This is a genomic window from Faecalibacter macacae (assembly GCF_003687725.1).
Classification (GTDB): domain Bacteria; phylum Bacteroidota; class Bacteroidia; order Flavobacteriales; family Weeksellaceae; genus Empedobacter; species Empedobacter macacae.
In genome coordinates this window covers 196,283-222,401 of sequence record NZ_RDOJ01000002.1, presented here as the reverse complement: position 1 = coordinate 222,401, position 26,119 = coordinate 196,283, and the positions used below count along the sequence as shown (strand labels likewise).

The window sequence follows — 26,119 nt, the reverse complement described above, 5'->3', positions numbered from 1 at the left end:
TATGACTACAGACGAAAGAGTGAGATATTCTGATAAAGAGTTAGAAGAATTTAGAGTTTTAATTCAAGAGAAATTAGATCAAGCTATTCGTGATTATGAACTTTTAAAAGAAGCTTATATGAACGATAGTTCAAATGGAACAGATGATACATCTCCAACATTCAAAGCTTTTGAAGAAGGGTCTGAAACTATGAGCAAAGAGCAAAATGCTCAATTAGCTTCTCGTCAAGAAAAATTTATCAGAGATTTAAAAAATGCATTAATTCGAATCGAGAACAAAACGTACGGAATTTGTCGCGTAACAGGTAAATTAATTAATCCTGAACGTTTAAAATTAGTTCCTCACGCAACTTTAAGTATCGAAGCGAAGAATTTACAACGTTAAAATAATATTTTGAAGAAAGTCTTTTTGATTACTTTATTGGTCTTAATTATAGATCAAATATCAAAAATATATGTCAAAACTAATTTTTACTTAGGCGAGGATGTGGAAGTGTTTAGCTGGTTCAAAATCGCCTTCGTAGAAAATCCAGGAATGGCATACGGAATGGAGTTTGGTGGTGTTACAGGAAAAATTGTTTTAACCGTTTTACGCGTAATTTTAATTGGATTTATTATTTATCTAATTAAAGATTGGGCGAAGAAAATTTCGAATAATTATTTTCTAGTTCCTGCAGCATTAGTTTTAGCAGGAGCAATAGGAAACGTAGTAGATTGCGTTTTTTATGGTGTAATGTTCGATAAAGGAACTACATGGGATAATATGTTCGGCGGATGGGTTGGATATCCAGGATTAGCAGAAATGAATTTTTCTGGCTATTCAGGTTGGTTAACTGGTTGCGTCGTAGATATGCTTTATTTCCCTTTGGTTGAATTTGATTGGCCAAGTTGGATTCCATTCATTGGAGGAAAGCACTACAAGTTCTTTCAGCCTGTTTTTAATATTGCAGATACCGCAATTTCAATCGGAGGTTTTGCACTCTTTATTTTTAGAAACAAAGCTTTTATTACCGATTCTGGTGAGAAAATGAAGTTTTAAAATATTAAATCCCTTGCAAGTAATTGTGAGGGATTTTTTTGTTATATTTAGGATAGAAAATATGAGAATGAAAAATAGATTTAAAATAATATTTTTTGCTTTACTAATTATTTGTCCATTGATTATTTGGATACAAATTAGAAATAGACAAGCAGGTAAAAAGGAATTTGAATTATTTTATTCAACCTCTATATATTCAAAACTAAAATCAATAACCGCAGGTACAAATGGTACTAGAATAACATTAGTAAATAATAGAAATTTTGTTTTTTCACCTTATTCTGATGAAAAATTAAACAAAGGAAATATTTTTGATCATATAGCTAAAGAAGGCGATATTGTAATAAAAAAAGCATATTCAGATTCGCTTATCTTAATTAATGAGAATGATAAATTTATTTTTATGTTTAATAAATTTGAAAAATAATTTAAACAAAACGAATACTAAGTAAAAGTGTATAAAAAAATCCTTTCAAGTTACTTGAAAGGATTTTTATGCTGTGGTCCCTACTGGATTCGAACCAGTGACCCCCTGCTTGTAAGGCAGGTGCTCTGAACCAACTGAGCTAAGGGACCTAATTTAGAATTTTATTTAAAAGACTTACTAATGTCTTTTTGTGGTCCCTACTGGATTCGAACCAGTGACCCCCTGCTTGTAAGGCAGGTGCTCTGAACCAACTGAGCTAAGGGACCTTGTTTTAGAATTTTATTTGAAAGACTTTCTATTGTCTTTTTGTGGTCCCTACTGGATTCGAACCAGTGACCCCCTGCTTGTAAGGCAGGTGCTCTGAACCAACTGAGCTAAGGGACCAATTTAGAATTTTATTTAAAAGACTTTCTAATTGTCTTTTTGTGGTCCCTACTGGATTCGAACCAGTGACCCCCTGCTTGTAAGGCAGGTGCTCTGAACCAACTGAGCTAAGGGACCTTCGTAATTGGATTGCAAATATAGGGCTGTTTTTGAATAATCCAAATACTTGAATTGAAAAAAATCAATAAAATTTCAAGCTTTTTTCTTAACTGATTTTATTTCAGTAGAATATTTTTTAAAAATTATTCAGAAATTTTTATTCTTTTTTTCTTCTCTTCTATTTTCACACCCTTAAATAGGTAAATTATTCCGATAAAAGCAATCGAAATTGTAATAACCGAGAACATAAAAGCAGCACTTGTTGCTAAAGTTTCGTCAAAATTAAATCGATTAGCAGCATACATAAACACAACTTCTCGGATTCCGAATCCACTAAAAGATATAATTGATAGAATTCCTGATACTAAAAATATCAATAAATAAATGCTGAAATTTTCTGGTTGAATATTTAATCCTTCTAAAACAAAATATAACATTCCGACTTGGATCAATTGTAAAACGATAGAATAAATCATCGAATTGAAGAATGTTTTCTTATGTTTAGGGAAGATGATTCCAAGAATGATCGGTACAGCGATAAATCCAATTAAAGAACTGCCTAATGCGCCGTATTGAATAATTGGGTAATCTGTTAAGTTAGATAAATAAACTAAAAATATGATAATTAAAAGCATAGCTGATAAACCAATGATTTTATCTAAAAACACTGCTTGTGAAATTTCTTTTAAACTGATTTTATAATTTTTATTCAATACATAAACTTTATATGCATCACCGCCGATTCCGCCAGGAACAAATGTATTATAGAACATTCCTAAAAAATACAAGCGGACATTGGATATATAGGATAGGTCTAAATCGATGTCACGGAAATAGTAATCTAATCGAAATACGGATAATGCTTGCGAAATCACATAAAGAACAACTGCAATTAAAATATAAAACCAATTGGCATTTTTGTAATTCGCTAAAATGTCGAAAATGTGTAATTTGACAAAAAATACATAATAGATTAATATAAAACTTATGGCAAGTTTTAATCCAGTAACGATATATTTTTTAGTTTTCTGATTCAATGTTTTATTCATTCAAAATTCAAATACAAATGTAGAGTTTCTTCAATAATCCTATTAAAAAATATTTCAATTCAATTAATTGTTTGATATTCCTTAGTTTTGTTTAAAATTTTAGATTTAAATGCAAGCAAAAGTTATTGTTATTACAGGAACTTCGTCTGGAGTTGGATTAACATTGGCCAACTATTTTCACGATAAAGGACATACTGTATATGGATTATCTCGTACAAAGAAAGGTCAGGAAAAGTTTACTCATATTCCGACAGATGTTTCAGATAAAGAGAATGTAAAACAAACTTTTCAGCAAATTTTATCAGAAACGAATAACCGAATTGATGTTTTGATAAATAATGCTGGTGTAGGAATGTTAGGTGCTGTTGAGGATGCTTCGAAAGAGGATATCGAAAAGGTGCTTAATGTAAATGTTTACGGAACTTTATTTACAATGCAAGAAGTATTGCCAGCTATGCGAGAGCAAAAGTCTGGTCATATATTAAATGTTTCTTCGATAGCGAGTAACAACGGTTTGCCTTTTAGAGGGTATTATTCTGCATCGAAAGCGATGATTGATCGTTTGGTAGAATCTGCACGTTTAGAAAATCGTAATACAGGTGTTGAAATTGCAACGCTAAACTTTGGTGATATTAAAACGAATATTGCAGAAGGTCGAGTAAAAACATTTGTATCTAATTTTTACAAAAAGAAATACGATGCAATGGTTGCGGATATCGATCACGAGGTGCAATTAGGAACTCCAACTGAAGATTTAATTCCGATTATTGAAGGAATCATGAATCAAAAAAATACAAAACCACATTATTATATTGGTAAAACAATGCAGAAATTCTCTGTGACTTTAAAGAGTATTTTACCACAAAAGGTTTTCGAAAATATTATTGCTAAATATTCAAAGTTAGATTAATGGAGGGGAAAGTAATTTGGCATTATAAATTGTTTGTTGAATTAACAGCCAAAGAATTATATCAAATCATTCAATTACGAAACGAAGTTTTTGTGATTGAACAAGATTGCATTTACCAAGATGCTGATGGGAAAGATTTGAAATGTGGACATCTTTGGGCTACAATTAGTGAAGAAGTTGTTGCATATTCTCGTATTGTTCCGAAAGGAATTTCTTACGATAACGAGCCGTCAATTGGTCGAGTAGTGTCAAGTGACAAAGTTCGTGGAATGGGATTAGGAAAACAATTGATTGAATATTCAATTCAAACCATAGAAAATAGATTGTTTACATCATCCATCCGAATTTCAGCTCAATTGTATTTAAAAGCTTTTTATGAATCTTTCGGTTTTGAACAGGTTTCTGAAGAATATTTAGAAGATGATATTCCACACATCGAAATGTTGAGAAAGTAAAATGAAATACATCAAATATATTGTGGCTGCTATGGTAGCCATTTATTTTTTAGCCGGAATAGGCGATTTAATCTATTCAAATTCATTAAAGAAAAAAGCACTTTTTAGTGGCGAAGTTCAGGAATGGGATCATGTAAACAAAGGTGAAATAAATGTAGATTTAGCTGTTTTTGGTTCTTCTCGTGCGATGATTCATATCAATCCCCAAATTTTAGAAGATTCGTTACAAATGAAAACGCATAATTTAGGTTTGAATGGAAGTAAATTCAAGATGCAATATTATCGTTTTCTGAAATATTTAGATCACAATCAACATCCAAAAACGATTGTTTGGAATTTAGATACTTTTTCTTTTTCTCACATTGATGAAGTTTTTCAACCCAATCAATATGTTCCGTTTATGTTATGGAATTATAAATTGTATTCGTACTTAAAAGAATATGAAGATTCGGATTGGAAAAATTATGTTATTCCGTTTTATCGATACGAAGATCAGAAATATTGGCAAGACGAAATAAAGAAATCAGATAAAGAGAAGTTGAATAAAAGTGGTGATTTCAGAACAAAAGGGTTTAAATCTTACGATAGAGCTTGGAATGTGAATTGGGCTACTTTAAAAGCGAAAGATGCTGAATTTGATCATGAAGTTTATCCATTGATGGAAGAGTTGATCAAGAAATGTAAAGAGGAAAATATTCAATTGATTTTTACGATTGCACCTGAATTTTACAAAGGGCAAGATTATATGTTGAATCGCGGTGAAATTGTAAATCGTTATAAAAAAACTTTATCAAAGTATAATTTACCATTGTTAGATTATTCGGATGATTCAATCAGTTATCAGCAAAAGTGGTTTTACAATACAACCCATTTAAATAATAAAGGAGCGGACGAATTTACTAGGCAATTAGCCGAAGATTTGAAGCCTTTTATTAAATAAAATAAAAATGCCTTTCTAATAAAAGGCATTTTTTATTGTGTAATATTATTTATGTTAATAATTTGAATGATGATTAAAACTTAAATTCATCCACTTTATTATTTCTACATTGGTTATATATAATATCAAAATCCCTAATGTTATCAATCTTAATATAATTTTCTTTAAATGTATTATTATTGAAAGAAAATTCAACTTGATAAACCAACGGTTCTTGATTAATAACTTTAGTTTTTAGTGAAAATTTATTCTTAGAAACAGTATCCATTTCATATTCCCCGTAAAATCCATTCTGACCTAAATTTCCATGTTTAAGATGCTTGTATTTTTCGATTTCTCCCATTTTAATTTTTAGATGAAAGTTTTCAATAATAAATTTTCTTTCGTATTGGGAATCACATGGAATGTATAAAACGTACTTATTTTGATATTTTTCTACCTTTATCCATTTTGTATTTCTACCGTTAGTTACATCATTTTTATCATAAACTACATCAAATTCAGAAAAATCTGAAAGTTTTGTGTATAATGTAGATTTTTTATCTCGTACCAAATAAACTTTATTATTTACATTATTTTGAATAATTATATTTTTGTTTTGAGAAAAACACAAATATGAAATGTGTAGAAGGAATAAAGAAATAAAATATTTCATATGTTTAAAAGTTTTATATAGTTCGAGAAATCAATAACTATAATTTTTCTTATTTAAATATAATAATTTCTTATTTAATAAATTTGAAACAAATATTTTTAAAATATATAGATAAGAAAAAAGCGTACCGAAGAACGCTTTTTTTATGTTGTTTCAATTTCTTTTTTATCTGATTTTTGAGTCAAATAAACTCCAGAAAGTATCATTACGAATCCAAGGATATGTAGCATTGTGATTTTTTCTCCAACAACAACTCCCCAAAAAACAGAGATAATTGGCATTAAATAGGTTACCATCGAAGAAAACATCGATCCTGTTGCTTGTATTAATTTGTAGAATAAAATCATCGCTAATGCTGTTCCCATTAATCCTAAAATGGTTACAAATCCAAGGCTTTGCCATTGTTGTTGCGTCCCTTCGAATACATCAAAAAATCCTGAAAAGAATAAAATAATTACAGAAGGTAATAACCAAATTGTGAATAATGATGAGGATAATTGGAACGATGGAACATCATTAAGATAAGTTGTTAAAATTAAACTGTTTAATCCGTATAAGGCTGTTGCAAGTACGATTAACATGCAATGATATAAACTATTATCGCCATTTAACGCATCGCTTCCTACTAATAAAATAGCTCCTAAAAAACCGATAGAAGCTCCAATAATTTGATTTTTTGTTCCTTTTTGGTTAAAAAATAATGCACCAAATAATAAGATAAATAGCGGAACTAAAGAATCTAAAATTCCGGCCATAGAACTTGTTACATGTGTTTGTGCCATCGGAAATAAAAACATTGGTACAAAATTTCCACAAAGTCCAGCTAAAGCAACATATGGTAATTTCTTTTTAGGAATTTTAAATAAACTAGGAATTCCCCATATAGCTAAAACTCCTCCCGCAATAGTTAATCGTAAAGCACCAACTTGATAGGGTGTATAAGCGACTAAACCTTGTTTGATTAAGATAAAAGAACTTCCCCAAGTTAAGGCTAAAACACCTAGGATGATCCAGTATTTTAATTCAATTTTCATGTTGTATAATTTTCGGCAAATATCCAAAAGTTTAAGTGATAATAAAATAGTAATTTAAACTATTTATTAGCACAACAAAAGCAATCCATGGTATGATCATTTACCATTCCGGTTGCTTGCATATGTGCGTAAATAATCGTTGAACCAAAGAATTTAAAACCTCGTTTTTTCAAATCTTTTGCGATTAGATCAGAAAGTTCAGTTGTAACAGGAACTTCTTTAATTGTTTTTGGATGATTAATAATCGGTTGATGATTGACATAATTCCACATAAAAGTTGAAAATGAACCAAATTCTTCTTGAATTTCAATAAATAATTTAGCGTTGTTAATCGCTGCATTTATTTTTCCTCGGTGTCGGATGATTCCTTCATTCTTTACTAATTCCTCAACTTTATTTTCAGTGTATTTAGCTACTTTTTCTACATCAAAATTATCAAAGGCATTTCTGAAATTTTCTCGTTTTTTTAAAATTGTTAACCAACTTAATCCTGCTTGAAAACTTTCTAATATCAGAAATTCAAATAACGTTTTATCGTCATAAACTGGTTTTCCCCATTCTTTATCATGATAATCAATATAGATTTGATCTTTTGTCACCCAAGCGCAACGTGTTTCCATTAGTTATAGATTAATATTAATTCGTCACTTCGAGTGATTTTCGTTTCGAAGAATAAGAAAATCGTATCGAGAAGTTAGACTAATTTTTGTTCAGGTTCTCGATACGAAAATCAAAGATTTTCATTCGAACTGACGGTTTTAAAATTTCAATAGTGAAATCTAAATCACCTCCAACGCTTCTTCAACAGAATAAACAGGCATTTGACATGCATAATTCTCGCAAATATGAATTCCAGTTTTTCCTTTAATCAAACGATTTTGAGTAATTTCAAGATTTTCAATTTCAGAAGCAACGAATATCGCATTTGGAATATAATAGGAGTTGATTTGTTTTAAAAAATCATTCGCTTCATCACCAACAATGACAATTTCTTTAAAATCGTGACTAAAATTCAAATACAACTGAATCCAATTCGCAAATCCAGTTGGATAATTATGAATTTTTTCTTCGATATTATTCAACATTTGTTTGGCTTGTTCTATATAATGTTCTTGACTTAAAATTTTTCCTAATTTGAATAAATTATTTGCCATTATCGAATTTGAAGATGAAATTACATTGTCATAAATTTCAAAAGTTTCGTTTACCAAAGGCGTATCGTAATGAGATTTGTAAGCAAACATTTTATTTTTATGATTATAAAATTGATTAAAAACTTGTTCAGTAATATCCTGCGCTTTATCTAAATAATTTTGATGAGATGTTGTTTTAAATAATTTGAGTAAAGCTTCAATTAATAAAGCATAATCGTCTAAGAAACCTGGAATTGTTGTTTGATTATCTTTATAATTTCGGAATAAAGTTTCACCATTCCATTGTTTAGTTAGAATAAATTGAATCGCATTTTCTGCTAATTCTAAATATTCTTGATTTTGAGTAGCTTGATAAGCATCACACAAACCTTTTGCTGTTATTGCATTCCATGAAGTTAAAATCTTTTCATCACGATGAGGTTTAATTCTCGCTTCACGAATCGGATTCAAAATCGATTTCCAAGCTTTTACTTTTTGTTGTAATTCATCCAATGAAATTGAATTTTTATCACAGAAATCTTCATCATCAGTTAATCGCATCAAAATATTATTACCATGTTCCCATTCACCAAAACCATCAACATTGTAATATTTTTTGAAAATCGGAAAATCATCCTCTAAAATTTGTTCTAATTCGTTCGAATTCCAAACATAATATTTACCTTCTTCACCTTCCGAATCGGCATCGATTGCTGCATAAAATGCATTTTCTGGCGAAAGCATTTCATCTTTTAACCAAGAAACGGTTTCATCAATTACATTTTTATATTCTGCTTCTCCAAAAACTTTGTAGGCATTGGCATACAGCGAAAGAAGTTGTCCATTATCGTAAAGCATTTTTTCGAAGTGAGGAACTTTCCAATACGGATCAACAGAATAACGAGAAAATCCACCTTTTAATTGATCGTAAATTCCTCCAAAAGCCATTCGATCTAATGTTATTTTTGTCTGAATCAATAAATCTTCGTCTTTGGTTTGAACACCATAACGAAGAATCGATTCCCATGCATTTGGCAACATAAACTTTGGTGCACGATTAAATCCGCCCCATTCATCATCAAATTGTTGTTTCCAGAAATCGAAGGTTTCTTGAATTTTAGTTTTTGTAAAAATAGAATTAGATTTTAAATCAATTGTTTCCATTTTCGTCAATCCATCCGCAATAGAATGAACATATTCTAACGTTTTTGAATAATTGTGATGATACATTTGTTGAATATTATCCAATAATTCTGTCCATTGATGCTTTGGGAAATAAGTTCCGCCATAAAAAGGTCTACCGTCAGGCAAGGCAAAAACATTCAGAGGCCAACCACCTGATTGATGAATTAATTGTGAAACATTCATGTACAACGCATCCAAATCAGGGCGTTCTTCACGATCAATTTTAATACAAACAAAATGATCATTCATTACTTGCGCAACTTCCTCATTTTCGAAAGATTGATGCTCCATGACATGACACCAATGACAAGCAGAATATCCAATTGAAATTAATAAAGGTTTATTAACTTCTTGAGAATAAGCTAAAACTTCATCGTTCCAAGATTGCCACCAAACGGGATTGTTTTCGTGCTGTTTTAAATAAGGACTTGTCGCTGATTTAAGATTATTTTGTTGAAAATTCATGTTCAAAAATTAGAAATTTAAATTTCCGACAAATAAAGAACTTTAAAAACTTTATCTTAGTTAAAAATTACGCTATAAATGGATATTTATGAAATTGTCTCGATAGGAATTTATTTAGCTTTGATGATTGGAATTGGTTTGTATTCGTACAAAAAATCGACATCAAATTCTGAAGAATTCTTAATCGGTGGAAGAAAAATGGGAGCAGCTGTTACAGCCTTATCAGCGGGAGCAGCAGATATGAGTGGATGGTTGTTAATGGGATTGCCAGGTGCCATGTATTTTACAGGATTATCGGCTTCTTGGATTGCAATAGGATTAACTTTTGGTGCTTTTATGAATTACATAATCGTAGCACCAAGATTAAGAGTTTACACCGAAGTTTCGGGGAATTCTATTACAATACCTGTTTTTTTCGAGAATCGTTTCAAAGACAAAACGCATTTACTAAAAATTGTTTCATCTGTATTAATCTTAGTTTTCTTTACACTTTATACATCATCTGGGATGGTTGCAGGAGGAAAATTATTTGAATCCGCTTTCGGAATGAACTATATGACAGGATTATTTGTTACAAGTATTGTAGTGGTTTTATATACTTTTTTAGGTGGTTTTTTAGCGGTTTCTCTAACTGATTTTGTACAAGGAACAATTATGGTTTTAGCTTTAGTAATTGTACCAATCGTAACTATTCTTGAAATTGGAGGAGTAGGAGAAACCTATCAATTAATCGACTCTAAAGGTCCTAATTATTTGGATTTGTTTACGGGAACTACAACAGTTGGTATTTTTTCACTTTTAGCTTGGGGATTAGGATATTTTGGCCAACCTCATATTTTGGTTCGTTTCATGGCGATTGACAAAGTTTCTGATTTAACTAAAGCAAGACGTATTGGGATTACTTGGATGATTTTTACTGTTGGTGGTGCTTTATTAGTAGGTTTAGTAGGTATTGCTTATTTATTAAAATTGGATCAATCGACGATGTCATTATTTGATACATCTAAAACTGATGCAGAAACAATTTTCATCTATTTTTCTCGTGTTTTGTTTCATCCATTAATTTCAGGATTCTTATTGTCTGCAATTTTAGCAGCGGTAATGAGTACAATTTCATCTCAATTATTAGTTACTTCAAGTTCTTTAACTGAAGATATTTATAAAGCATTTTTAAACAAAAAAGCAACATCAAAACAATTGTTGATAGCAAGTAGAGTTTCTGTATTAATTGTAGCTGTTATTTCTCTGGCTTTATCAATCACACCAAAAGATTCTATTTTAAATCTTGTGGGTAATGCTTGGGCAGGATTTGGAGCCGCTTTTGGACCAATAATTTTACTTTCTTTACTTTGGCGCAAGACAACTTGGCAAGGTGCATTAGTTGGAATGATTGTTGGTGCTACAGTTGTCTTATCATGGGTTTACATGGATCATTCTTTTAAAGATTGGTACGAAATGATTCCTGGATTTATCAGCTCTTTTGTGTCAATTATTTTAGTTTCATTGGTTACTAAACAAGATCAAACAGAGATTGATAAAGAATTTGATCAAGTAAACGAAATAATAAAAAACAGTTAATTTATTTTTTACAACCTATAAGAGCAAGTAGATTTAGTTTAAAAATTAGAATTGTTCGTATATTTGTAGAAAGTAGATTTTAAAGAAGAATCGAAAAAATATTTCTTTAGGAAGAATGATGAATGATATTATTCAATTACTGCCAGATCACGTAGCAAATCAAATTGCAGCAGGAGAAGTGGTTCAACGCCCATCTTCTGTCGTGAAAGAGTTAATTGAAAATGCAGTTGATGCAGGTGCTACAACAGTTCAATTAATATGTAAAGACGCTGGTAGAAGTTTAATCCAAGTTATAGATAACGGTGGTGGAATGAGTGTGACAGACGTAAGAATGGCTTACGAACGTCATGCAACTTCTAAAATTAAAACTACCGAAGATATATTTTCTATCCATACCAAAGGTTTTAGAGGTGAAGCTTTAGCTTCAATCGCAGCTGTTGCTCAGGTTGAAACAAAAACAAAGCGTGAAATTGATGAGTTAGGAACACAATTGATCATTGAAGGTGGAGAAGTTCGCAATCAAGATCCTGTTGTGTGTGCTACAGGGACTTCTATTTCTGTAAAGAACTTATTTTATAATGTTCCGGCTAGAAGAAATTTCTTAAAATCAAATCAAGTTGAATTTAGACATATTCAGGATGAATTTCAGCGTATCGCTTTAGCTCATGAAAATGTAAGTTTCTATTTACATCATAATGATTCAGAAATTTATCATTTAAAAGCAGGAAATTTAAAACAACGAATTGTTCAGATTTTTGGTAAAAAATTGGGTTCTCAGATTATTTCTGTAGAGGAAGATACCGAGATTGTAAAAATCAAAGGTTATGTAGGGAAACCTGATGCCGCTAAAAAATCGAGAGGTGAACAATTTTTCTTTGTCAATAATAGATTCATTCGTAGTCCATATCTACACAATGCATTATGTGATGCTTTCGAAGAATTACTACCTGCGGGATATCAACCTTCTTACTTTATGTATTTAGAGTTAGATCCAGCGCGAATTGATATCAATATTCATCCAACAAAAACAGAAATTAAGTTTGAGGACGAAGCTTTAATTTATACAATTATTAGAGCAGCTGTAAAACATGCATTAGGTCAATTTAATGTAATTCCTTCGTTGGATTTTGAACAAGATCCAAACTGGGCTTTTATTCCATCAGCGAAAGAGGATGCAGATATTAAAATGCCTGAAATTTCTGTAGATCAAAGTTTTAATCCATTTTCTAATGATAATCATTACAGAGCGCCAAAACCGTCTGCGATAAAATCGACAATGGATTTTTATAATGATGCAGTAGAGTTGGAGATTGAAAATAATCATGCGCATCAAGTTTTTGAATCAAATTTTGAACAAACGAATCAATTATTTGAGTCTGAAGTTGGACAAACTGAACATTTTAAAGTGATTCAGTGGCAAAGTAAATATTTGATTGTTGAATATCGTGGAGAATTATTAATTATAGACCAGCATAGAGCACATCAAAAGATTTTGTTCGAAAAATTCATTCACTCAAAACGCGATAATGCATTAGTACAACAAATGCTTTTTCCGATTGAATTGGATTTATCTCCTAATGATCGTCAGAAATTAATTGATGTAGAAAGCCAATTGTTAAGTTTTGGATTTGATATTTCTTTAGATGAAGAAGCAATTCAGATTAACGCAATTCCGGTTGATGTGCAACAAGAAGACGTTGTTTCTATCTTTATGGATTTTATTGACGAATTAGATTTCAAAGAAACATTAGAACTAGATCAGTCATTTGCTAAAATCTTAGCAAAAAATGCAGCTGTGAAGAAAGGAACAACTTTAAAAGAAGAACAAGCAACATCTTTAGTTGAAGAATTATTTAGATTGCCTAACCCAAATTATTCGCCTTATGGACGACCAATTTTTGTGCAAATGAATACAACTGAGGTTGAAAAAATATTACAATAGTTATGATCGGACAACCAATTCCTACTATTACCAAAAATTTATTGATAATTAATGGATTATTCTTTTTAGCGTCGATTGTTTTTCAATCGAAAGGAATAGACTTATCTGTGATTTTAGGTGCGTTTTATCCAGGTTCACCAAATTTTGAGAGCTGGCAAATCGTTACGCATATGTTTATGCATGCAAGCTATCCAGAAATCTCACACATATTATTCAATATGTTTGCGCTTTGGTCATTTGGATCTACGGTTGAAAGTACAATAGGGCAAAAAAACTTTTTCAAATTGTATCTTTTTGCAGGTTTTGGAGGTTTCTTTTTATTCAATTTAGTGAATTACATTGAAATTAGTCAATTACAAAAACTAGTTGAAGCTGATGGAATTTCATTATCTGAAGTATATAATGCCTCGAAATTAAATATTCATCGCGAATTGATAAACCAAACTACAGCTCAGGTAGCAAATAATGCAAATGCAATTGCATTAGCTCAGCAATATACAACACCAATGGTTGGTGCATCTGGAGCAATTTATGGCTTATTGATAGCGTTTGCAGTTTTATATCCAGATGCAAAATTAGCCTTGATATTTTTTCCAGTTGGAGTTAAAGCGAAATATTTTATTCCGATATTAATTTTCATAGAATTGTTCTTAGGAGTAAAAAATTATGATTGGAATAACGTGGCTCACTTTGCACATTTAGGTGGAGCTTTAATTGGTTTCTTATTCATTCGAAATTGGAAGAAAAATTTATACCGAAGAAATTAAGACTGTAAAGTTTATGATAAACGGAATTTTAGACGATTTAAAATTAAAATATAAAACAGGAAATATTACAACAAAGATTATTTATATCAATGTTGTAATATTTTTCTCTTTGTGGTTAATAGATTATTTTGCAGGTAATACGATTAGTAATTGGTTAAGATTACCTCGATTAGAAGAAAATTATATTACACAACCTTGGTCATTATTAACCTATACTTGGTTACATTTTGATCTTTGGCAATTGGTTATGAATATGATTTTATTGTATTTCATCGGTCAATTGTTTTTAAGATTTTTCCGAGATAAAGATTTATTAACATTTTACATCTTTGGGGGATTAGCAGGAGGTTTAGCGTTTTTAGTTTTTCCAATAAAAACAACAAGTCTTTTGGCGGGAAGTTCGGCAGCGATTTATACTTTATTATTTGCTGTAATTAGTTATAATCCTAAAATGCCAGTTCGATTAGTTTTAATCCCTTCAAGTTTTCCAATATTATATTTTGGATATTTTTTCTTGGTAATGGATTTACTTCAAATTATATTAAAAGGAAGTAATATGGGTGGAAGTATTTCGCATTTAGGCGGAATGGCTTTTGGTTATTTATATATGAAACAATTTGAAAAAGGAAACGATTTTTTAGGTAACTTCATTCAAAGTTTGGGAGGCGTTATTTCGAAGAAAGAAAAGAAAACAAATTTTAAAACATATAAGAATTATTCGAATTCAACTTCGGATAATGTACCGAAAAATGATTACGATTTTAATGATCAAAAAGTAGAAAAACAAAAAAAAATAAATACTATATTAGATAAAATTTCTCGTTCAGGTTACGAGAGTTTATCTAAAGAAGAAAAAGATTTCTTGTTTAAGGAAGGTAGATAAAATGGGTGTTTTTAGTCGCGATAAATTTAAATTGAATTATTTCAATAGATTAGTGCTTACTATAAATTTTATAGTATTACTTGTCGCGTACACTATATATTTAAACAAAATTTTTACTCCAGTTCAAATTCCTTATTTCAACTTTATTTCGATTGGTTATCCAATCATTTTTTTCGTAGTTGTTTTATTTTTATTGTATTGGTTATTGTTTTCTTGGCGCCACTTTATTTTGGTTCTTATTTTGTCATCAGGAACATTTTATCCAATTTATTTATCGTATCCGATTCATAATTTTAGTAAGCAATCAAAAGAAGTTGCAAACTTATCTGTGATGACATTTAATACTCATGGTTTTAAAGAAGATGGAACTTTTGAGCTAATTGAAAATAATTTGACTGATATTATTCTTCTTCAAGAAAGTAGAGAAAATCAGCAAAAAAAATGGAAAGAAGATAAACTAGAAGGTTATTATTCTGAATATTATGATTTACTATCTATTCACAGTAAATATCCTATAATTAAGACTAATGAAATTAAACAAACAGAAGGTAATTTAAGTGGTCATGCAGCATATTTTGATATAGATTTAGGATTTGATACAATAAGAGTAATAAATTTATATATGGAACCAATGTATATTGATAAAGCATTGGTAAAAGATATTATTAAGTCTAATACAGCAGAAGAAATAGAAGAGTCAAGTAAAAAAATTGAATCAAAGCTAATTAGAGGAATGGTAATGCACGAAAAAAGACTTCGTGAATTAGTTCCTTTCATTAAAAAATCACCACATCCAATATTATTAGCCTCAGATTTAAATTCTACACCAGGGTCCTATGAATATGAAACATTAAATTCATTTTTATCTGATTCATATATCCAAGCTGGTGAAGGAAATGGAACTACTTTCCATGGGTTTAAATTTCCGATAAGAATTGATTATATGTTTCATTCAAAACCTTTTGAGGTTATTGAAGCAAAGGTGATTCGAAAGAAATTTTCTGATCATTTTCCTGTAATAATAAGTTATAAACTTCATAATTAGTTTTATCTTTAAATATAAAAATCATCAATATGTCTAAAAGAGAAGATTTTGTACAAGAAATACAATCAAGATATACTTATAAAAATGATAAGATAGTATTAGGTAAAGCCAAATTGGATGGAGAGATTGTAGAAGAAGCTGAAATTGCTGTTGCCTTAAAAACATTAAATCGTCATGGTTTAATTGGAGGTGCAACAGGAACAGGTAAAACAAAATCTTTACAAATTGTAGCAGAACAATTATCATTAAAAGGTGTTCCAACTTTATTAATGGATATTAAAGGCGATTTATCAGGAATTGCAGCTGCAGGAAAAATTGATGATGAAAACATTCGTGCTCGTCACGAAGCATTAAATATTCCTTTTGAACCAAAAGGAAATCCAACTGAATTATTAACAATTTCAAATGAACCTGGAGTTCAATTACGAGCTACAGTTACTGATTTTGGGCCCGTTTTGTTCAGTAAAATATTAGAATTAAACGAAACTCAAGAAAGTATAATTTCTATTATATTTAAATATTGTGAAGACAGAAATCTTCCATTAATAGATTTAGAAGATATTCGCAGAGTTTTACAATATGTAACAGATTCTAAAGAAGGTAAGGCAGAACTAAACATGAGTTACGGTTCAATTGCTCCAGCTTCGTTAGGAGCAATTCTTCGTAAAATTGTAGCATTAGAACAACAAGGTGCTTCAAAATTTTTCGGAGAGCCAAGTTTTGATATTCACGACTTGTTACAAACAAAAGATGGATTAGGATTGGTTAATATTATCCGATTAATTGATATACAAAATTATCCTAATTTGTTTTCGACTTTTATGTTGAGTTTATTAAACAAAATTTATACTCAGTTACCTGAAGCGGGTGATGCAGATAAACCAAAACTTGTTATTTTTATTGATGAAGCACATTTGATTTTTAAAGAAGCAACAAAATCTTTATTGAATCAAATTGAAACTATCGTAAAATTAATTCGTTCAAAAGGTATTGGTTTAATCTTTGTGACTCAAGTACCTGGCGATGTTCCGGACGGAGTTTTAGGTCAATTAGGTTTAAAAATACAACATGCTTTACGTGGATTTACGGCAAAAGATCGTAAAGAAATTCAGAAAGCAGTAGAAAATTATCCAATAACCACATATTATAAAGCAGATGAGGTTATCACCCAATTAGGTATTGGTGAGGCATTCATCACAGCTTTGGATGAGAAAGGAATTCCAACACCATTAGCATATACGCATATGCGTTCTCCTAATTCGAGAATGGACGTATTAACACAAGATGAGATTGATATGATTGTATCAAAATCTCAATTAGTAAAAAAATACGAACAATCAATTGATAGACATTCTGCAAACGAAATACTACAACAAAAATTAGAAGAACAAGCGCAAGCTGTAACATCACAAAAAACATCAAAAACAACTTCTTCAGGAAGACAAACGACTGCAAAGCAAACAGATTGGACTGATAATAAAATGGTTCGTGATGTTAGCCGTACAGCAACTCGTAAGTTAATTGATTGGGGGATGAAGCTTTTGATGAATGCTTTAAAAGGAAAAAAATAATAAGTAGTGTACGCAATTTTAGATATAGAAGCGACAGGGGGAAAAGTTGGTGAAGAGTCGATTATTGAAATTGCTATTTACAAATTTGATGGTGAAGAAATCGTTGACCAATTTATTTCGTTAATTAATCCAGAAAGGAAAATAGATCCGTTTGTACAGAAATTAACAAATATTACGGAAAAGATGGTTAAGACTGCTCCAAAATTTCATGAAGTAGCCAAACGTATCGTAGAGATTACGGAAGACTGTACTTTGGTAGGTCATAACGTTACTTTTGATTATCGAATGTTAAATCAAGAGTTTAATCGTTTAGGTTACCAATACGAAAAAGATTGGATTGATACTTTTGAATATGCAGAAACATTAATACCAGGAATGCCTTCGTATTCGTTAGGTAAATTATGTGACTCTTTAGGAATTATTGTAACTGATAGACATAGAGCTTCTGGAGACGCAAGAGCAACTATTGCTTTATTTAAGATGCTTTTGGATAAAGATAATCAGAAAATAATCACTAAAAAGTCAGGGATAAAGTTTCCTAAAAAAGTGAATAATAAGTATGAAAAACTTGTTCAGGATTTACCAAATAAACCGGGATTATATTATTTATATAATTCTAAAAAGCAAATAATTTATATAGGTAAAAGTATAAATATAGCACAAGCAGTTAATCAAATCTTTACATCAAAATCTTTAAGAAATAATCGTATAAAACGATATACAAAAGATATTAAATTTGAATTGACAGGTAGTAATTTATTAGCTTCTATTAAAGAAATTAATGAAATTCTGAAAATTAAACCTTATTTAAATCTTGATATCTCTAATAAACATTTATACCAATTTGGTATTTATTTTAGAGAGAATAAAAGTACTTTTTCAAGATTAGAACCAGGTAAGGGGAGAAGAAGTGAACCTTTTTTATCGTATAGAACTAAAGAAGAGGCTGAATATAATTTAGAAAAAATTATAAGTGATTACCATCTTTGTCAGAAGATCAATAAAGGAATTAAAAATGCTGATTCTTGTTTTGGATATACCGTTGATACATGTAAAGGTGTATGTATAGGAGAGGAAAATAAAGTAGATTATAATTTACGTCTTAAAGAAATAGTAGATAAGACCAAATATCCTTCAGATAGTTTCTTAATTGTAAGTAAAGGTAGAGAAGGTATTGAAAAATCATTTATTTTTATCGAAAACAATGTTTTTGTTGGATATGGATATTATGAATATCATCATCAAATAAATTCAGTAGAACGCATAAAAAAGATAATGACGGTAGCTGAAGAGCGACCAGATATCAAAGCGATAATTAGAAATTATCTTTTTAAAGCAAAGGAGAATCAAATAATAATTATAGAATAAAAAATGGCTTCAATTTGAAGCCATTTATAGTTTTATTTAGAAGATTGTAATTCTGTTATGTGACCAACTTTCTGTACAATTTTATTATCCTTGTCTAGTAGGAAAATTGTAGGTGTAGAATCTACATTGTATGATTCAGCAATTGGAGAATCCCAGCGTAATAAATCTGTATAGTTGTACCATCCTAAATCTTTAGTAGCATTATTAAATTCTGTTTGATCAAAATCTAATGAAATCGCAATTATTTCACCACCTTTTTTCTTGAATTCTGTGTAATATTCTTTGATATAAGGTAATTCCTTGTTACAAGCAGGACACCAAGAGGCCCAAAATACAACAAGCTTTTCAGAAGCTTTAATGTCATATAAACTTTTCTTCCCTTTTACAGGAGTTTCAAATTTTATATCTGGAGCTTTGTCACCAATTTTAATTGTATTAGCTCCGCTAACTTTTTTCTTTAAATCGTCCGTTATTTTACAAGTTAAACTATTTACTTTTGATTTATAACTTGAGTAAAAGTTAGGAAAATTTGCTTCAGGAACTAAAGTGAAAATTGTTGATAAGATGTTTTGACCTCTTTCTGTTTCAATATTTCCTTTTTCTAATAAAACTTCAGTCGCTTTTTGCAAGTTGTTTTCTGGAGTATCATTTGGTGATTTAGAAAATTGATAATTGATGTAAGCAAAAGCTAATTCAGGTAAATAACTTGAGTTTTCTAAGCGATCATCATCATTCTGAATATGAGTTAATATCTTATTAGCAGAAGCTTCGCTTAAATTTGTTTTTGATTCTTTTACTAATGCTTCTAATCCTGAAATATAATTAACTAGAGGTGAAGATATAGATTGATTTTTATTTAAATCATTGATTCTTTTTTCTTCAGTTTCTATGGCTTTATAAAATGGATCATTTGGATTGTAAATATTTTTGATATGCGGAAAAATAGATGCATTTAGTTCATTTAGTGGAACTAATTGTTGCAATTTATTATATTCTGTTTGAGCTTTACCTTCCGTAACTTTTAATCCTGTCTGAATTTGTTCCCCATATACAGTAGAGAATTTAATATTTTCATTGTCTGATAATACAGAAATCGCGCCACCTGCAGGAGTTTCTAATTTTACGATACCATTGTACTTAACCGGAACTTTAGTAGTAAAGTTACCATTGTGATCTGTTTTTACAGTATTAATCGTTTTAGGAGAACCATTTTCGAAAATTTTAACTAATACTGGTTTATTAGAATAGTTTCCTATTTGGCCATTAATACTAAATTGAGCAAATGTATTTGCACCTATTAAAACTAATGGTAGTAATAAGTATTTTTTCATAGTTTGTTATAATTAAAAAAACCTCAATCATTTGATTGAGGTTTTAAAAATACTATTATTTTTTAATAATTTGTTTTTCTTTATTATAATAAATAACTCCTGCTGCTAAAACACCTGTAGCAAGTAATAAACCAGCATAATCATCTAGTGGTACTTTTTGAGTTCCGGAACCTTGTCCTGGTGTTGGTGGATTTTCTCCATCACATTCCCATCCATCTCCACAATCATTCCCATAGACAAATGGGCTATGAAAAATTAATACAGTAAATATAGTTAATAATTTAAATATAGATTTCATAAGTTAGGTTTATTTGTTAATTGTTTTTTTAGTAACTACTTTTCCATCTTTATAAGTAATGACAACTACATATATATTTGGAACATTAGATAAATTTAATTTATGATCAATGCTTGTTTTAACATCATTTGTTACATTTATTAATTTACCTGTAACATCATATATTTCAACTTTAGCAGTTGTATTATTATTTTCAAATCTAATTAATTGATTTGAATTATTTTTATAAATGTATGTAGCTCCTTTTGATAAATCATTTGTAGATAATGTTCTTGGAGCTTCATTCCAATAAAATTCAAATCTATTATTAATATTATCATCTGCTACAAATGTAATTTGCGTTGAAGCATCAACTTCAGTTACAGTATTTTTTAATTTATCTAATAAATAATAACGTCCTAAATTTAAATCACTTACTTTATTAAGAATTGAATATTCATATAAATTCATATTCATATTATATTCGTTTCCGTTATCTAAATTTTTAAATCCTATTCTTAATGGTTTACCAATATAATCTTCAGAGTTGAATGAATTTGAAATTGTTTCTGCATCTAAAATTACATCTCCATTTTCATTTTCTTCGTAAAAGAAGATATTATTATTAGCTTGTTTTGTAGATGTTTCATTTCCTGTTTGCATAAAATTTGCATTTAACAAATATGCAGCATTACCTTTTAAAGTTGAATTTTCGCTTAAAAATAATTCTAATTGAGTGAAATCAAAATCTGTAACTAATCCTTTAGCTTTTAATTCTTCGTTGTTTAAAAAATCTTTTTGTTCAACGTTTCTAGAATAAGTTCCTGCAGGAGGCATACCTGGAGTTGTACCTGGATAAGATTTTAAAAAAGTTTTTTGTTTATCTCCTAAATTAACATCAGCTGTAACAATTCTAGTATTTCCATTACCAACTCTATTAATAGCATAGTAATCTACATAGAATGTTTCATATGGTTTAATTAATAAAGCTTCAGATGATCCAGTCCAAAAAAATGGTTGAGGATTACTTGATGAGGTATCCTTGCTTAAGTAAGCGCTAAAAGTTGTATTTGTAGTACTAGTACTTGTATTTCCATTTTGTGAATTCCAAGTAATACTAAAGTCATTAGCTAATTTATAAATTCTAAATCTAAGTGCACCATCATAAACAGCTGTTGGTGTTTTAGAATTATCATTTGAAAAATAAATCCAAGAATTTCCTATATTAATATCACTTAAATCAATATTTGAAGTATAGGGATTTGCTAATCTGTGTAAATTTTTTCCGTATAATTTACTATTGTTACTATTATTTTGTTGATTACCTAAATAAGAATCATATGATTCTCTATAATTATTAATTTCATTTTTCCATTCTAAATAAGTTTTATCTTCGTGACTTAATGAACCTCCTTTTAATCCAGATATAATGTGCTCTGTTAAATTATTATTAGAAGGAATACCACTAAATGAAACTTTTTGAATTCCAGTTGAAATATTTGATTTTATTTGATTGATGATATTTTTGAAATCAGATCCTTGTCTAGAATTGATTAAATATCTGTTAATAGGATTAATTAAATCACTTGCAACAACAGCATCAAATTCAGTTTCACTGTTATCCCAAGTCATAAATGTTTGATTATAACGAGTATTACATGCTGTATTTAATGTACAATCTCCTATGAACGTTGGTGTGATAGCAGAATTTGAAAGTTGAAAATTAGTAATAGATTCATAGACATTTTTTGCAGTTCCTTTAAAAGGTAGTGCTAAAATATATTCATCTATCTGATCAATTTTAGGTAAACTTCTCTCCATAGCAACTAATCCAGTTGTAATTTTATCTTGAGAAATTATTAATTGTCCATAGTTATTATTATCAGTCCATACATTAATGAATTCTTTTCCTTTTGTTGAAGGATCTGAATTGTTAGTATAATTACCTTGTATTTTTATATTACCTTCGTTCTTAACTACTTCAGAAGAAGCTTCGCTTAAAGTAACATTTCCACCATGATAAAATAAAGTATTTGGCTGTACTTTTACAATAGCATTTTTGCCAATATAAGTATCTTGTGCATATGTTAAAACAGATGCGAAAAGAGATAAAGTTAGTAAATTCTTTTTCATATATTCAATCGTTTAAGAGGTTTTGTATTATGCTATATTCTTGCAAATATAAAAAGTAAATTTTAAATTAAACAATTTCAGTTAATTAAACTGAAACTTTTTTAGGAAGTTCGTCAATGTTATACATTAAATCTGTAAACAGTTCTTCTGTAACTGATCTTAATCCTCTTGCACCTAGACCTAATTCATTCGCTCTATCAACTATTTTGTCTATAGTTTCTTCACTAATAATTAGCTCTTTTCCATCTAATTCAAATAATTTTTGATATTGTTTTAACAATGCATTTTTAGGCTCTGTTAAAATTGCTTTCATAGCTTCTTTGTCCAATGGTTTTAAGAAAGTAATGATTGGTAAACGCCCAATTAATTCAGGTATAATACCAAAGTTTTTTAAATCCATAGAGTTTACTTCATCTAAAAGATTTTGTACTTCTTTTGTATCTTCGTTTTTGAATCCAATAACATGTTTCTTTAAACGATCAGCAATATGTTTTTCTATACCAGAAAAAGCACCACCAGCAATAAATAAGATATCTTTAGTGTTTACTTCAACAAATTTTTGGTCTGGATGTTTACGTCCTCCTTTTGGTGGAACATTTACAACAGCTCCTTCTAATATCTTAAGTAAAGCTTGTTGTACACCTTCACCAGAAACATCTCTTGTAATTGATGGGTTATCTGATTTACGTGCAATTTTATCAACTTCGTCAATAAAAACGATACCTTTTTCAGCTAATTCAACATTGTAATCAGCTGCTTGTAATAAGCGAGTTAAAATACTCTCGACATCTTCACCTACATATCCAGCTTCTGTTAATACAGTTGCGTCAACTATTGCAAATGGAACATTTAATAATTTAGCAATTGTTTTAGCTAATAATGTTTTTCCACTACCGGTTTCACCAACTAAAATAACATTAGATTTGTCAATTTCAACTTCGTTATTAGACTTTGCTTCATTTAAAACTCGTTTGTAATGATTGTATACAGCTACTGAAAGAATTTTTTTAGCTTGATCTTGTCCAATCACATAATCATCTAAGAATTCTTTAATCTCTTTTGGAGATTTTAAAGCAAGAGGTTGTATTAATTCATTATCTGTGTTGAATTTCTTATCCTCAAGAACAATGCCATGAGCTTGTTCGATACAATTATCACAAATATTTCCTTCTACTCCTGAAACTAAAATATTTACATCATTTCTGCTTTTCCCACAGAACGAACACTTGTTTTCTTCCAATTTAATACTGTTTATTACAATGTACAAAGTTACGTAAAAAATTAAAATTTAAGTGATTGATTTTATAAAATTACATTGTTTGCAATAAAAGAAAAAAGGCAACTCGAATTTCGAGTTGCCTTTTTATGTTATTTTTGAATATTAAATTATTTGCGAGGTAACAAGACTTCGTCAATCATTCCGTATTCTTTTGCTTCCTGTGAAGTCATCCAATAATCACGTTCACCATCTTTTTCGATCTGCTCGAAAGTTTGACCTGAATGGTGAGATAGAATATCATATAATTCTGTTTTTAACTTTAAAATTTCTTTTAAAGTAATTTCCATATCTGTAGCCTGACCTTGAGCACCACCTAATGGTTGGTGAATCATAACTCTTGAGTGTTTTAATGCAGAACGTTTACCAGCTGCACCTGCACATAATAGAACTGCTCCCATAGAAGCGGCCATACCTGTACAAATTGTTGCAACATCTGGTTTAATTAATTGCATTGTATCGTAGATACCTAAACCTGCGTAAACACCTCCACCAGGAGAGTTAACATAAATTTGGATATCTTTTGTAGAATCAACACTTTCTAAGAATAATAACTGTGCTTGAATGATATTTGCGATTTGATCATCAATTGCAGTTCCTAAAAAGATAATTCTATCCATCATTAATCTTGAGAAAACATCCATTTGTGCAACGTTTAATTTTCTCTCCTCAACAATGTATGGCGTTGTATTTTGGATGTAGCTTTCCATATGTAAACTACTAATTCCTTTATCTAGCAACGCGTATTTTTTAAATTCTTCTCCAGCGTTTTTCATTATTATTTTATTTTAAAGAAAGGTAAAGAATTTTTTTAGAATTCAATTAAGCTTCTGCTAATTCTTCGTTCTTTTTTGTAATAATTTCTACAAACTCGTCAAATGTAACTTCTTTCTCGTTTAACTTAACGTTTTCTTTGAAGATAGCTAACATTTTGTCTGTGAATACTTGGTAAGATAAACGGTTGTATTCTTCTTGGTTAGATAATGCACCAGCGATGATTTGGTTCATACTTTCTTCTGGAATAGAAGTTTGTCCGTACATTTTTAATTGCTCTTTAATTGCAACTACAGCAGCTTCTTTAACTTCTTCTGCATTAACTTCTACGTTATTAACTTCAGCAATTTTAGCTTCGATTAATTGGTAACGTAAAGATTTTTCCATTTTAGCTAATTCCTCAGCAGCTTGCTCTTCAGAAGTGATTTGCTCGTTAGAGAAAGTTAACCATTTAGTTAAGAATTCTTTTGGTAATTCGAAAGAAGTGTTTTCTAATAAAGCAGCAACAACGTCGTTGATAATTTGTTTATCAGCTTCTTTGTTGTACATGTTTTCAGACTCTTCTTTAATTTTGTTACGGAAAGCTTCTTCAGAATCAACTGCACCTTCTCCGTATACTTTATCAAATAATTCTTGGTTTACTTCAGCTTTAGCAACTGTATTGATTTCTTTGATTGTAATAGAAATATTAACACCTTCTTCAGAAACTTCAGTTCCTAAGTTTTGTGTAGCTTCTTCTGCAGTATCGTAGATATCTTTAGAGTTAACTTCAACTATATCACCAACTTTTTTACCGATAAATGCAGATGCATCTTTTAAGTCTTCGATACGGATGAAAGATGCTTTAGCTTCTTCACCGTTTACAGCTTGATCAACTTTTAAGATAGCTCCTTCTTCAGCAGCTTCTAAAGATTTTAATGATCCAAAACGTTGAGAGAAATTATCAACATATTTTTGAACTTCTTCGTCAGCAACAGCTACTTTTAAAGATTCAACTTCAATTTTAGATAAATCAACGTCAAATTCTGGAGCTAAACCAATTTCGAAATCAAAAGTTAATTCTTCAGCATTCCAATCGATAGCATCTTTAATTACTGGAATTGGATTTCCTAAAATTGATAATTTTTCTTCGTTGATGTATTCAGTAACTGATTTTTGTAATAATTCGTTTACTGTATCAAAAACTACTGCGTCACCATATTGTTTTTTAACAAAACTCATTGGTACTTGTCCTTTACGGAAACCTTTAATAGAAGCAGTTTTTCTGTATTGATTTAATACGTTATCTACTTTTTCTTGATAATCTGCTTTAGCTAAAGTAATTGAGATTACTGCAGATAAGTTGTCTGTTGTATTTCTAGTAATATTCATCTTCCTAAAATTTGGTTCGCAAATGTAC

General features: G+C 29.8%; 24 protein-coding genes and 4 tRNA genes. 13 read left to right on the top strand and 15 right to left on the bottom strand.

The window, feature by feature from the left end; genetic code table 11:
* The first annotated feature begins 1 nt into the window (after window position 1).
* The 3 genes from EAH69_RS02415 (at window position 2) to EAH69_RS02405 (ending at window position 1,466) form a co-directional block, all read left to right on the top strand.
* On the top strand, window positions 2–385 hold the full coding sequence (locus EAH69_RS02415) for a TraR/DksA family transcriptional regulator (protein WP_121933593.1): 384 nt from the start codon (window positions 2–4) through the stop codon (window positions 383–385).
* A gap of 9 nt (window positions 386–394) precedes the next feature.
* Window positions 395–1,039: a lipoprotein signal peptidase gene (locus EAH69_RS02410; RefSeq protein ID WP_121933592.1), complete on the top strand. Its 645-nt coding sequence runs from the start codon at window positions 395–397 to the stop codon at window positions 1,037–1,039.
* A gap of 67 nt (window positions 1,040–1,106) precedes the next feature.
* Window positions 1,107–1,466, top strand: coding sequence for a hypothetical protein (locus EAH69_RS02405; RefSeq protein ID WP_147439070.1), 360 nt, complete (start codon window positions 1,107–1,109; stop codon window positions 1,464–1,466).
* Window positions 1,467–1,540: 74 nt separating this feature from the next.
* Here EAH69_RS02405 and EAH69_RS02400 read toward each other — a convergent pair.
* The 5 genes from EAH69_RS02400 to EAH69_RS02380 form a co-directional block, all read right to left on the bottom strand.
* Window positions 1,541–1,615, bottom strand: a tRNA-Val gene (locus EAH69_RS02400).
* 42 nt (window positions 1,616–1,657) lie between these two features.
* Window positions 1,658–1,732: transfer RNA gene (locus EAH69_RS02395), tRNA-Val, on the bottom strand.
* Between the two features lie 43 nt (window positions 1,733–1,775).
* Window positions 1,776–1,850, bottom strand: a tRNA-Val gene (locus tag EAH69_RS02390).
* A gap of 42 nt (window positions 1,851–1,892) precedes the next feature.
* Window positions 1,893–1,967, bottom strand: a tRNA-Val gene (locus EAH69_RS02385).
* 125 nt (window positions 1,968–2,092) lie between these two features.
* On the bottom strand, window positions 2,093–2,998 hold the full coding sequence (locus EAH69_RS02380) for a lysylphosphatidylglycerol synthase transmembrane domain-containing protein (protein ID WP_121933590.1): 906 nt from the start codon (window positions 2,996–2,998) through the stop codon (window positions 2,093–2,095).
* Window positions 2,999–3,107: 109 nt separating this feature from the next.
* Between EAH69_RS02380 and EAH69_RS02375 the strand changes: the two genes are divergently transcribed.
* From EAH69_RS02375 to EAH69_RS02365, 3 genes are read left to right on the top strand one after another with little or no spacing between them, the layout of a single operon-like run.
* A complete protein-coding gene (locus EAH69_RS02375) occupies window positions 3,108–3,908 on the top strand; it encodes an SDR family NAD(P)-dependent oxidoreductase (RefSeq protein WP_121933589.1) in 801 nt (266 codons plus the stop codon).
* A complete protein-coding gene (locus EAH69_RS02370) occupies window positions 3,908–4,363 on the top strand; it encodes a GNAT family N-acetyltransferase (RefSeq protein WP_121933588.1) in 456 nt (151 codons plus the stop codon). Before EAH69_RS02375 ends, EAH69_RS02370 begins: the two co-directional genes overlap by 1 nt.
* Window position 4,364: 1 nt before the next feature.
* The gene (locus EAH69_RS02365) at window positions 4,365–5,303 is read left to right on the top strand and encodes a hypothetical protein (RefSeq protein WP_121933587.1); all 939 of its coding nucleotides are present in this window, start codon (window positions 4,365–4,367) and stop codon (window positions 5,301–5,303) included.
* Window positions 5,304–5,376: 73 nt separating this feature from the next.
* Here EAH69_RS02365 and EAH69_RS02360 read toward each other — a convergent pair whose 3' ends face one another.
* The 4 genes from EAH69_RS02360 to EAH69_RS02345 form a co-directional block, all read right to left on the bottom strand.
* A complete protein-coding gene (locus tag EAH69_RS02360) occupies window positions 5,377–5,958 on the bottom strand; it encodes a hypothetical protein (protein WP_147439069.1) in 582 nt (193 codons plus the stop codon).
* 143 nt (window positions 5,959–6,101) lie between these two features.
* A complete protein-coding gene (locus EAH69_RS02355; RefSeq protein ID WP_121933585.1) occupies window positions 6,102–6,992 on the bottom strand; it encodes a DMT family transporter in 891 nt (296 codons plus the stop codon).
* Window positions 6,993–7,051: 59 nt separating this feature from the next.
* Window positions 7,052–7,612, bottom strand: coding sequence for a DNA-3-methyladenine glycosylase I (locus EAH69_RS02350; protein ID WP_121933584.1), 561 nt, complete (start codon window positions 7,610–7,612; stop codon window positions 7,052–7,054).
* 159 nt (window positions 7,613–7,771) lie between these two features.
* Entirely contained in the window at window positions 7,772–9,775 is a 2,004-nt protein-coding gene (locus EAH69_RS02345) for a thioredoxin domain-containing protein (protein ID WP_121933583.1), read from the bottom strand.
* Between the two features lie 78 nt (window positions 9,776–9,853).
* Between EAH69_RS02345 and putP the strand changes: the two genes are divergently transcribed.
* The 7 genes from putP to EAH69_RS02310 all read left to right on the top strand — a co-directional run bounded on the left by putP (window position 9,854) and on the right by EAH69_RS02310 (window position 18,929).
* The gene (gene putP, locus EAH69_RS02340; RefSeq protein WP_121933582.1) at window positions 9,854–11,353 is read left to right on the top strand and encodes a sodium/proline symporter PutP; all 1,500 of its coding nucleotides are present in this window, start codon (window positions 9,854–9,856) and stop codon (window positions 11,351–11,353) included.
* 115 nt (window positions 11,354–11,468) lie between these two features.
* Window positions 11,469–13,295 (top strand): DNA mismatch repair endonuclease MutL, encoded by a 1,827-nt coding sequence (gene mutL / locus EAH69_RS02335; protein WP_317124727.1) that lies wholly within the window; start codon window positions 11,469–11,471, stop codon window positions 13,293–13,295.
* 2 nt (window positions 13,296–13,297) lie between these two features.
* Window positions 13,298–14,062: a rhomboid family intramembrane serine protease gene (locus EAH69_RS02330; RefSeq protein ID WP_230466672.1), complete on the top strand. Its 765-nt coding sequence runs from the start codon at window positions 13,298–13,300 to the stop codon at window positions 14,060–14,062.
* A gap of 13 nt (window positions 14,063–14,075) precedes the next feature.
* Complete coding sequence (locus EAH69_RS02325) at window positions 14,076–14,945, top strand: rhomboid family intramembrane serine protease (protein ID WP_121933627.1); 870 nt, start codon at window positions 14,076–14,078, stop codon at window positions 14,943–14,945.
* A 1-nt stretch (window position 14,946) separates the two neighbouring features.
* The gene (locus tag EAH69_RS02320; RefSeq protein WP_230466671.1) at window positions 14,947–15,990 is read left to right on the top strand and encodes an endonuclease/exonuclease/phosphatase family protein; all 1,044 of its coding nucleotides are present in this window, start codon (window positions 14,947–14,949) and stop codon (window positions 15,988–15,990) included.
* A 29-nt stretch (window positions 15,991–16,019) separates the two neighbouring features.
* Window positions 16,020–17,561, top strand: a complete 1,542-nt coding sequence (locus tag EAH69_RS02315; protein ID WP_121933581.1) for a helicase HerA-like domain-containing protein — start codon at window positions 16,020–16,022, stop codon at window positions 17,559–17,561.
* A gap of 6 nt (window positions 17,562–17,567) precedes the next feature.
* On the top strand, window positions 17,568–18,929 hold the full coding sequence (locus tag EAH69_RS02310; RefSeq protein ID WP_121933580.1) for an exonuclease domain-containing protein: 1,362 nt from the start codon (window positions 17,568–17,570) through the stop codon (window positions 18,927–18,929).
* 32 nt (window positions 18,930–18,961) lie between these two features.
* Here EAH69_RS02310 and EAH69_RS02305 read toward each other — a convergent pair whose 3' ends face one another.
* From EAH69_RS02305 to tig, 6 genes are all read right to left on the bottom strand, one after another.
* Window positions 18,962–20,260, bottom strand: a complete 1,299-nt coding sequence (locus EAH69_RS02305; protein WP_121933579.1) for a TlpA disulfide reductase family protein — start codon at window positions 20,258–20,260, stop codon at window positions 18,962–18,964.
* Between the two features lie 55 nt (window positions 20,261–20,315).
* Window positions 20,316–20,558, bottom strand: coding sequence for a hypothetical protein (locus EAH69_RS02300; protein WP_121933578.1), 243 nt, complete (start codon window positions 20,556–20,558; stop codon window positions 20,316–20,318).
* Between the two features lie 9 nt (window positions 20,559–20,567).
* Window positions 20,568–22,670: a T9SS type A sorting domain-containing protein gene (locus EAH69_RS02295; RefSeq protein WP_121933577.1), complete on the bottom strand. Its 2,103-nt coding sequence runs from the start codon at window positions 22,668–22,670 to the stop codon at window positions 20,568–20,570.
* Between the two features lie 85 nt (window positions 22,671–22,755).
* Window positions 22,756–23,916, bottom strand: coding sequence for an ATP-dependent Clp protease ATP-binding subunit ClpX (gene clpX / locus EAH69_RS02290; RefSeq protein WP_230466679.1), 1,161 nt, complete (start codon window positions 23,914–23,916; stop codon window positions 22,756–22,758).
* A gap of 140 nt (window positions 23,917–24,056) precedes the next feature.
* A complete protein-coding gene (clpP, locus tag EAH69_RS02285; RefSeq protein ID WP_121933575.1) occupies window positions 24,057–24,722 on the bottom strand; it encodes an ATP-dependent Clp endopeptidase proteolytic subunit ClpP in 666 nt (221 codons plus the stop codon).
* A 46-nt stretch (window positions 24,723–24,768) separates the two neighbouring features.
* A complete protein-coding gene (gene tig, locus EAH69_RS02280; RefSeq protein ID WP_121933574.1) occupies window positions 24,769–26,091 on the bottom strand; it encodes a trigger factor in 1,323 nt (440 codons plus the stop codon).
* Window positions 26,092–26,119: the final 28 nt, after the last annotated feature.

Bases quoted from the DNA above. Each gene is read 5' to 3' on its own strand.
- EAH69_RS02415 (WP_121933593.1), top strand. From the start codon at position 2: ATGACTACAGACGAAAGAGTGAGATATTCTGATAAAGAGTTAGAAGAA.
- EAH69_RS02405 (WP_147439070.1), top strand. From the start codon at position 1,107: ATGAAAAATAGATTTAAAATAATATTTTTTGCTTTACTAATTATTTGT.
- EAH69_RS02380 (WP_121933590.1), bottom strand. From the start codon at position 2,998: ATGAATAAAACATTGAATCAGAAAACTAAAAAATATATCGTTACTGGA.
- EAH69_RS02375 (WP_121933589.1), top strand. From the start codon at position 3,108: ATGCAAGCAAAAGTTATTGTTATTACAGGAACTTCGTCTGGAGTTGGA.
- EAH69_RS02370 (WP_121933588.1), top strand. From the start codon at position 3,908: ATGGAGGGGAAAGTAATTTGGCATTATAAATTGTTTGTTGAATTAACA.
- EAH69_RS02365 (WP_121933587.1), top strand. From the start codon at position 4,365: ATGAAATACATCAAATATATTGTGGCTGCTATGGTAGCCATTTATTTT.
- EAH69_RS02360 (WP_147439069.1), bottom strand. From the start codon at position 5,958: ATGAAATATTTTATTTCTTTATTCCTTCTACACATTTCATATTTGTGT.
- EAH69_RS02355 (WP_121933585.1), bottom strand. From the start codon at position 6,992: ATGAAAATTGAATTAAAATACTGGATCATCCTAGGTGTTTTAGCCTTA.
- EAH69_RS02350 (WP_121933584.1), bottom strand. From the start codon at position 7,612: ATGGAAACACGTTGCGCTTGGGTGACAAAAGATCAAATCTATATTGAT.
- EAH69_RS02345 (WP_121933583.1), bottom strand. From the start codon at position 9,775: ATGAATTTTCAACAAAATAATCTTAAATCAGCGACAAGTCCTTATTTA.
- putP (WP_121933582.1), top strand. From the start codon at position 9,854: ATGGATATTTATGAAATTGTCTCGATAGGAATTTATTTAGCTTTGATG.
- mutL (WP_317124727.1), top strand. From the start codon at position 11,469: ATGATGAATGATATTATTCAATTACTGCCAGATCACGTAGCAAATCAA.
- EAH69_RS02330 (WP_230466672.1), top strand. From the start codon at position 13,298: ATGATCGGACAACCAATTCCTACTATTACCAAAAATTTATTGATAATT.
- EAH69_RS02325 (WP_121933627.1), top strand. From the start codon at position 14,076: ATGATAAACGGAATTTTAGACGATTTAAAATTAAAATATAAAACAGGA.
- EAH69_RS02320 (WP_230466671.1), top strand. From the start codon at position 14,947: ATGGGTGTTTTTAGTCGCGATAAATTTAAATTGAATTATTTCAATAGA.
- EAH69_RS02315 (WP_121933581.1), top strand. From the start codon at position 16,020: ATGTCTAAAAGAGAAGATTTTGTACAAGAAATACAATCAAGATATACT.
- EAH69_RS02305 (WP_121933579.1), bottom strand. From the start codon at position 20,260: ATGAAAAAATACTTATTACTACCATTAGTTTTAATAGGTGCAAATACA.
- EAH69_RS02300 (WP_121933578.1), bottom strand. From the start codon at position 20,558: ATGAAATCTATATTTAAATTATTAACTATATTTACTGTATTAATTTTT.
- EAH69_RS02295 (WP_121933577.1), bottom strand. From the start codon at position 22,670: ATGAAAAAGAATTTACTAACTTTATCTCTTTTCGCATCTGTTTTAACA.
- clpP (WP_121933575.1), bottom strand. From the start codon at position 24,722: ATGAAAAACGCTGGAGAAGAATTTAAAAAATACGCGTTGCTAGATAAA.
- tig (WP_121933574.1), bottom strand. From the start codon at position 26,091: ATGAATATTACTAGAAATACAACAGACAACTTATCTGCAGTAATCTCA.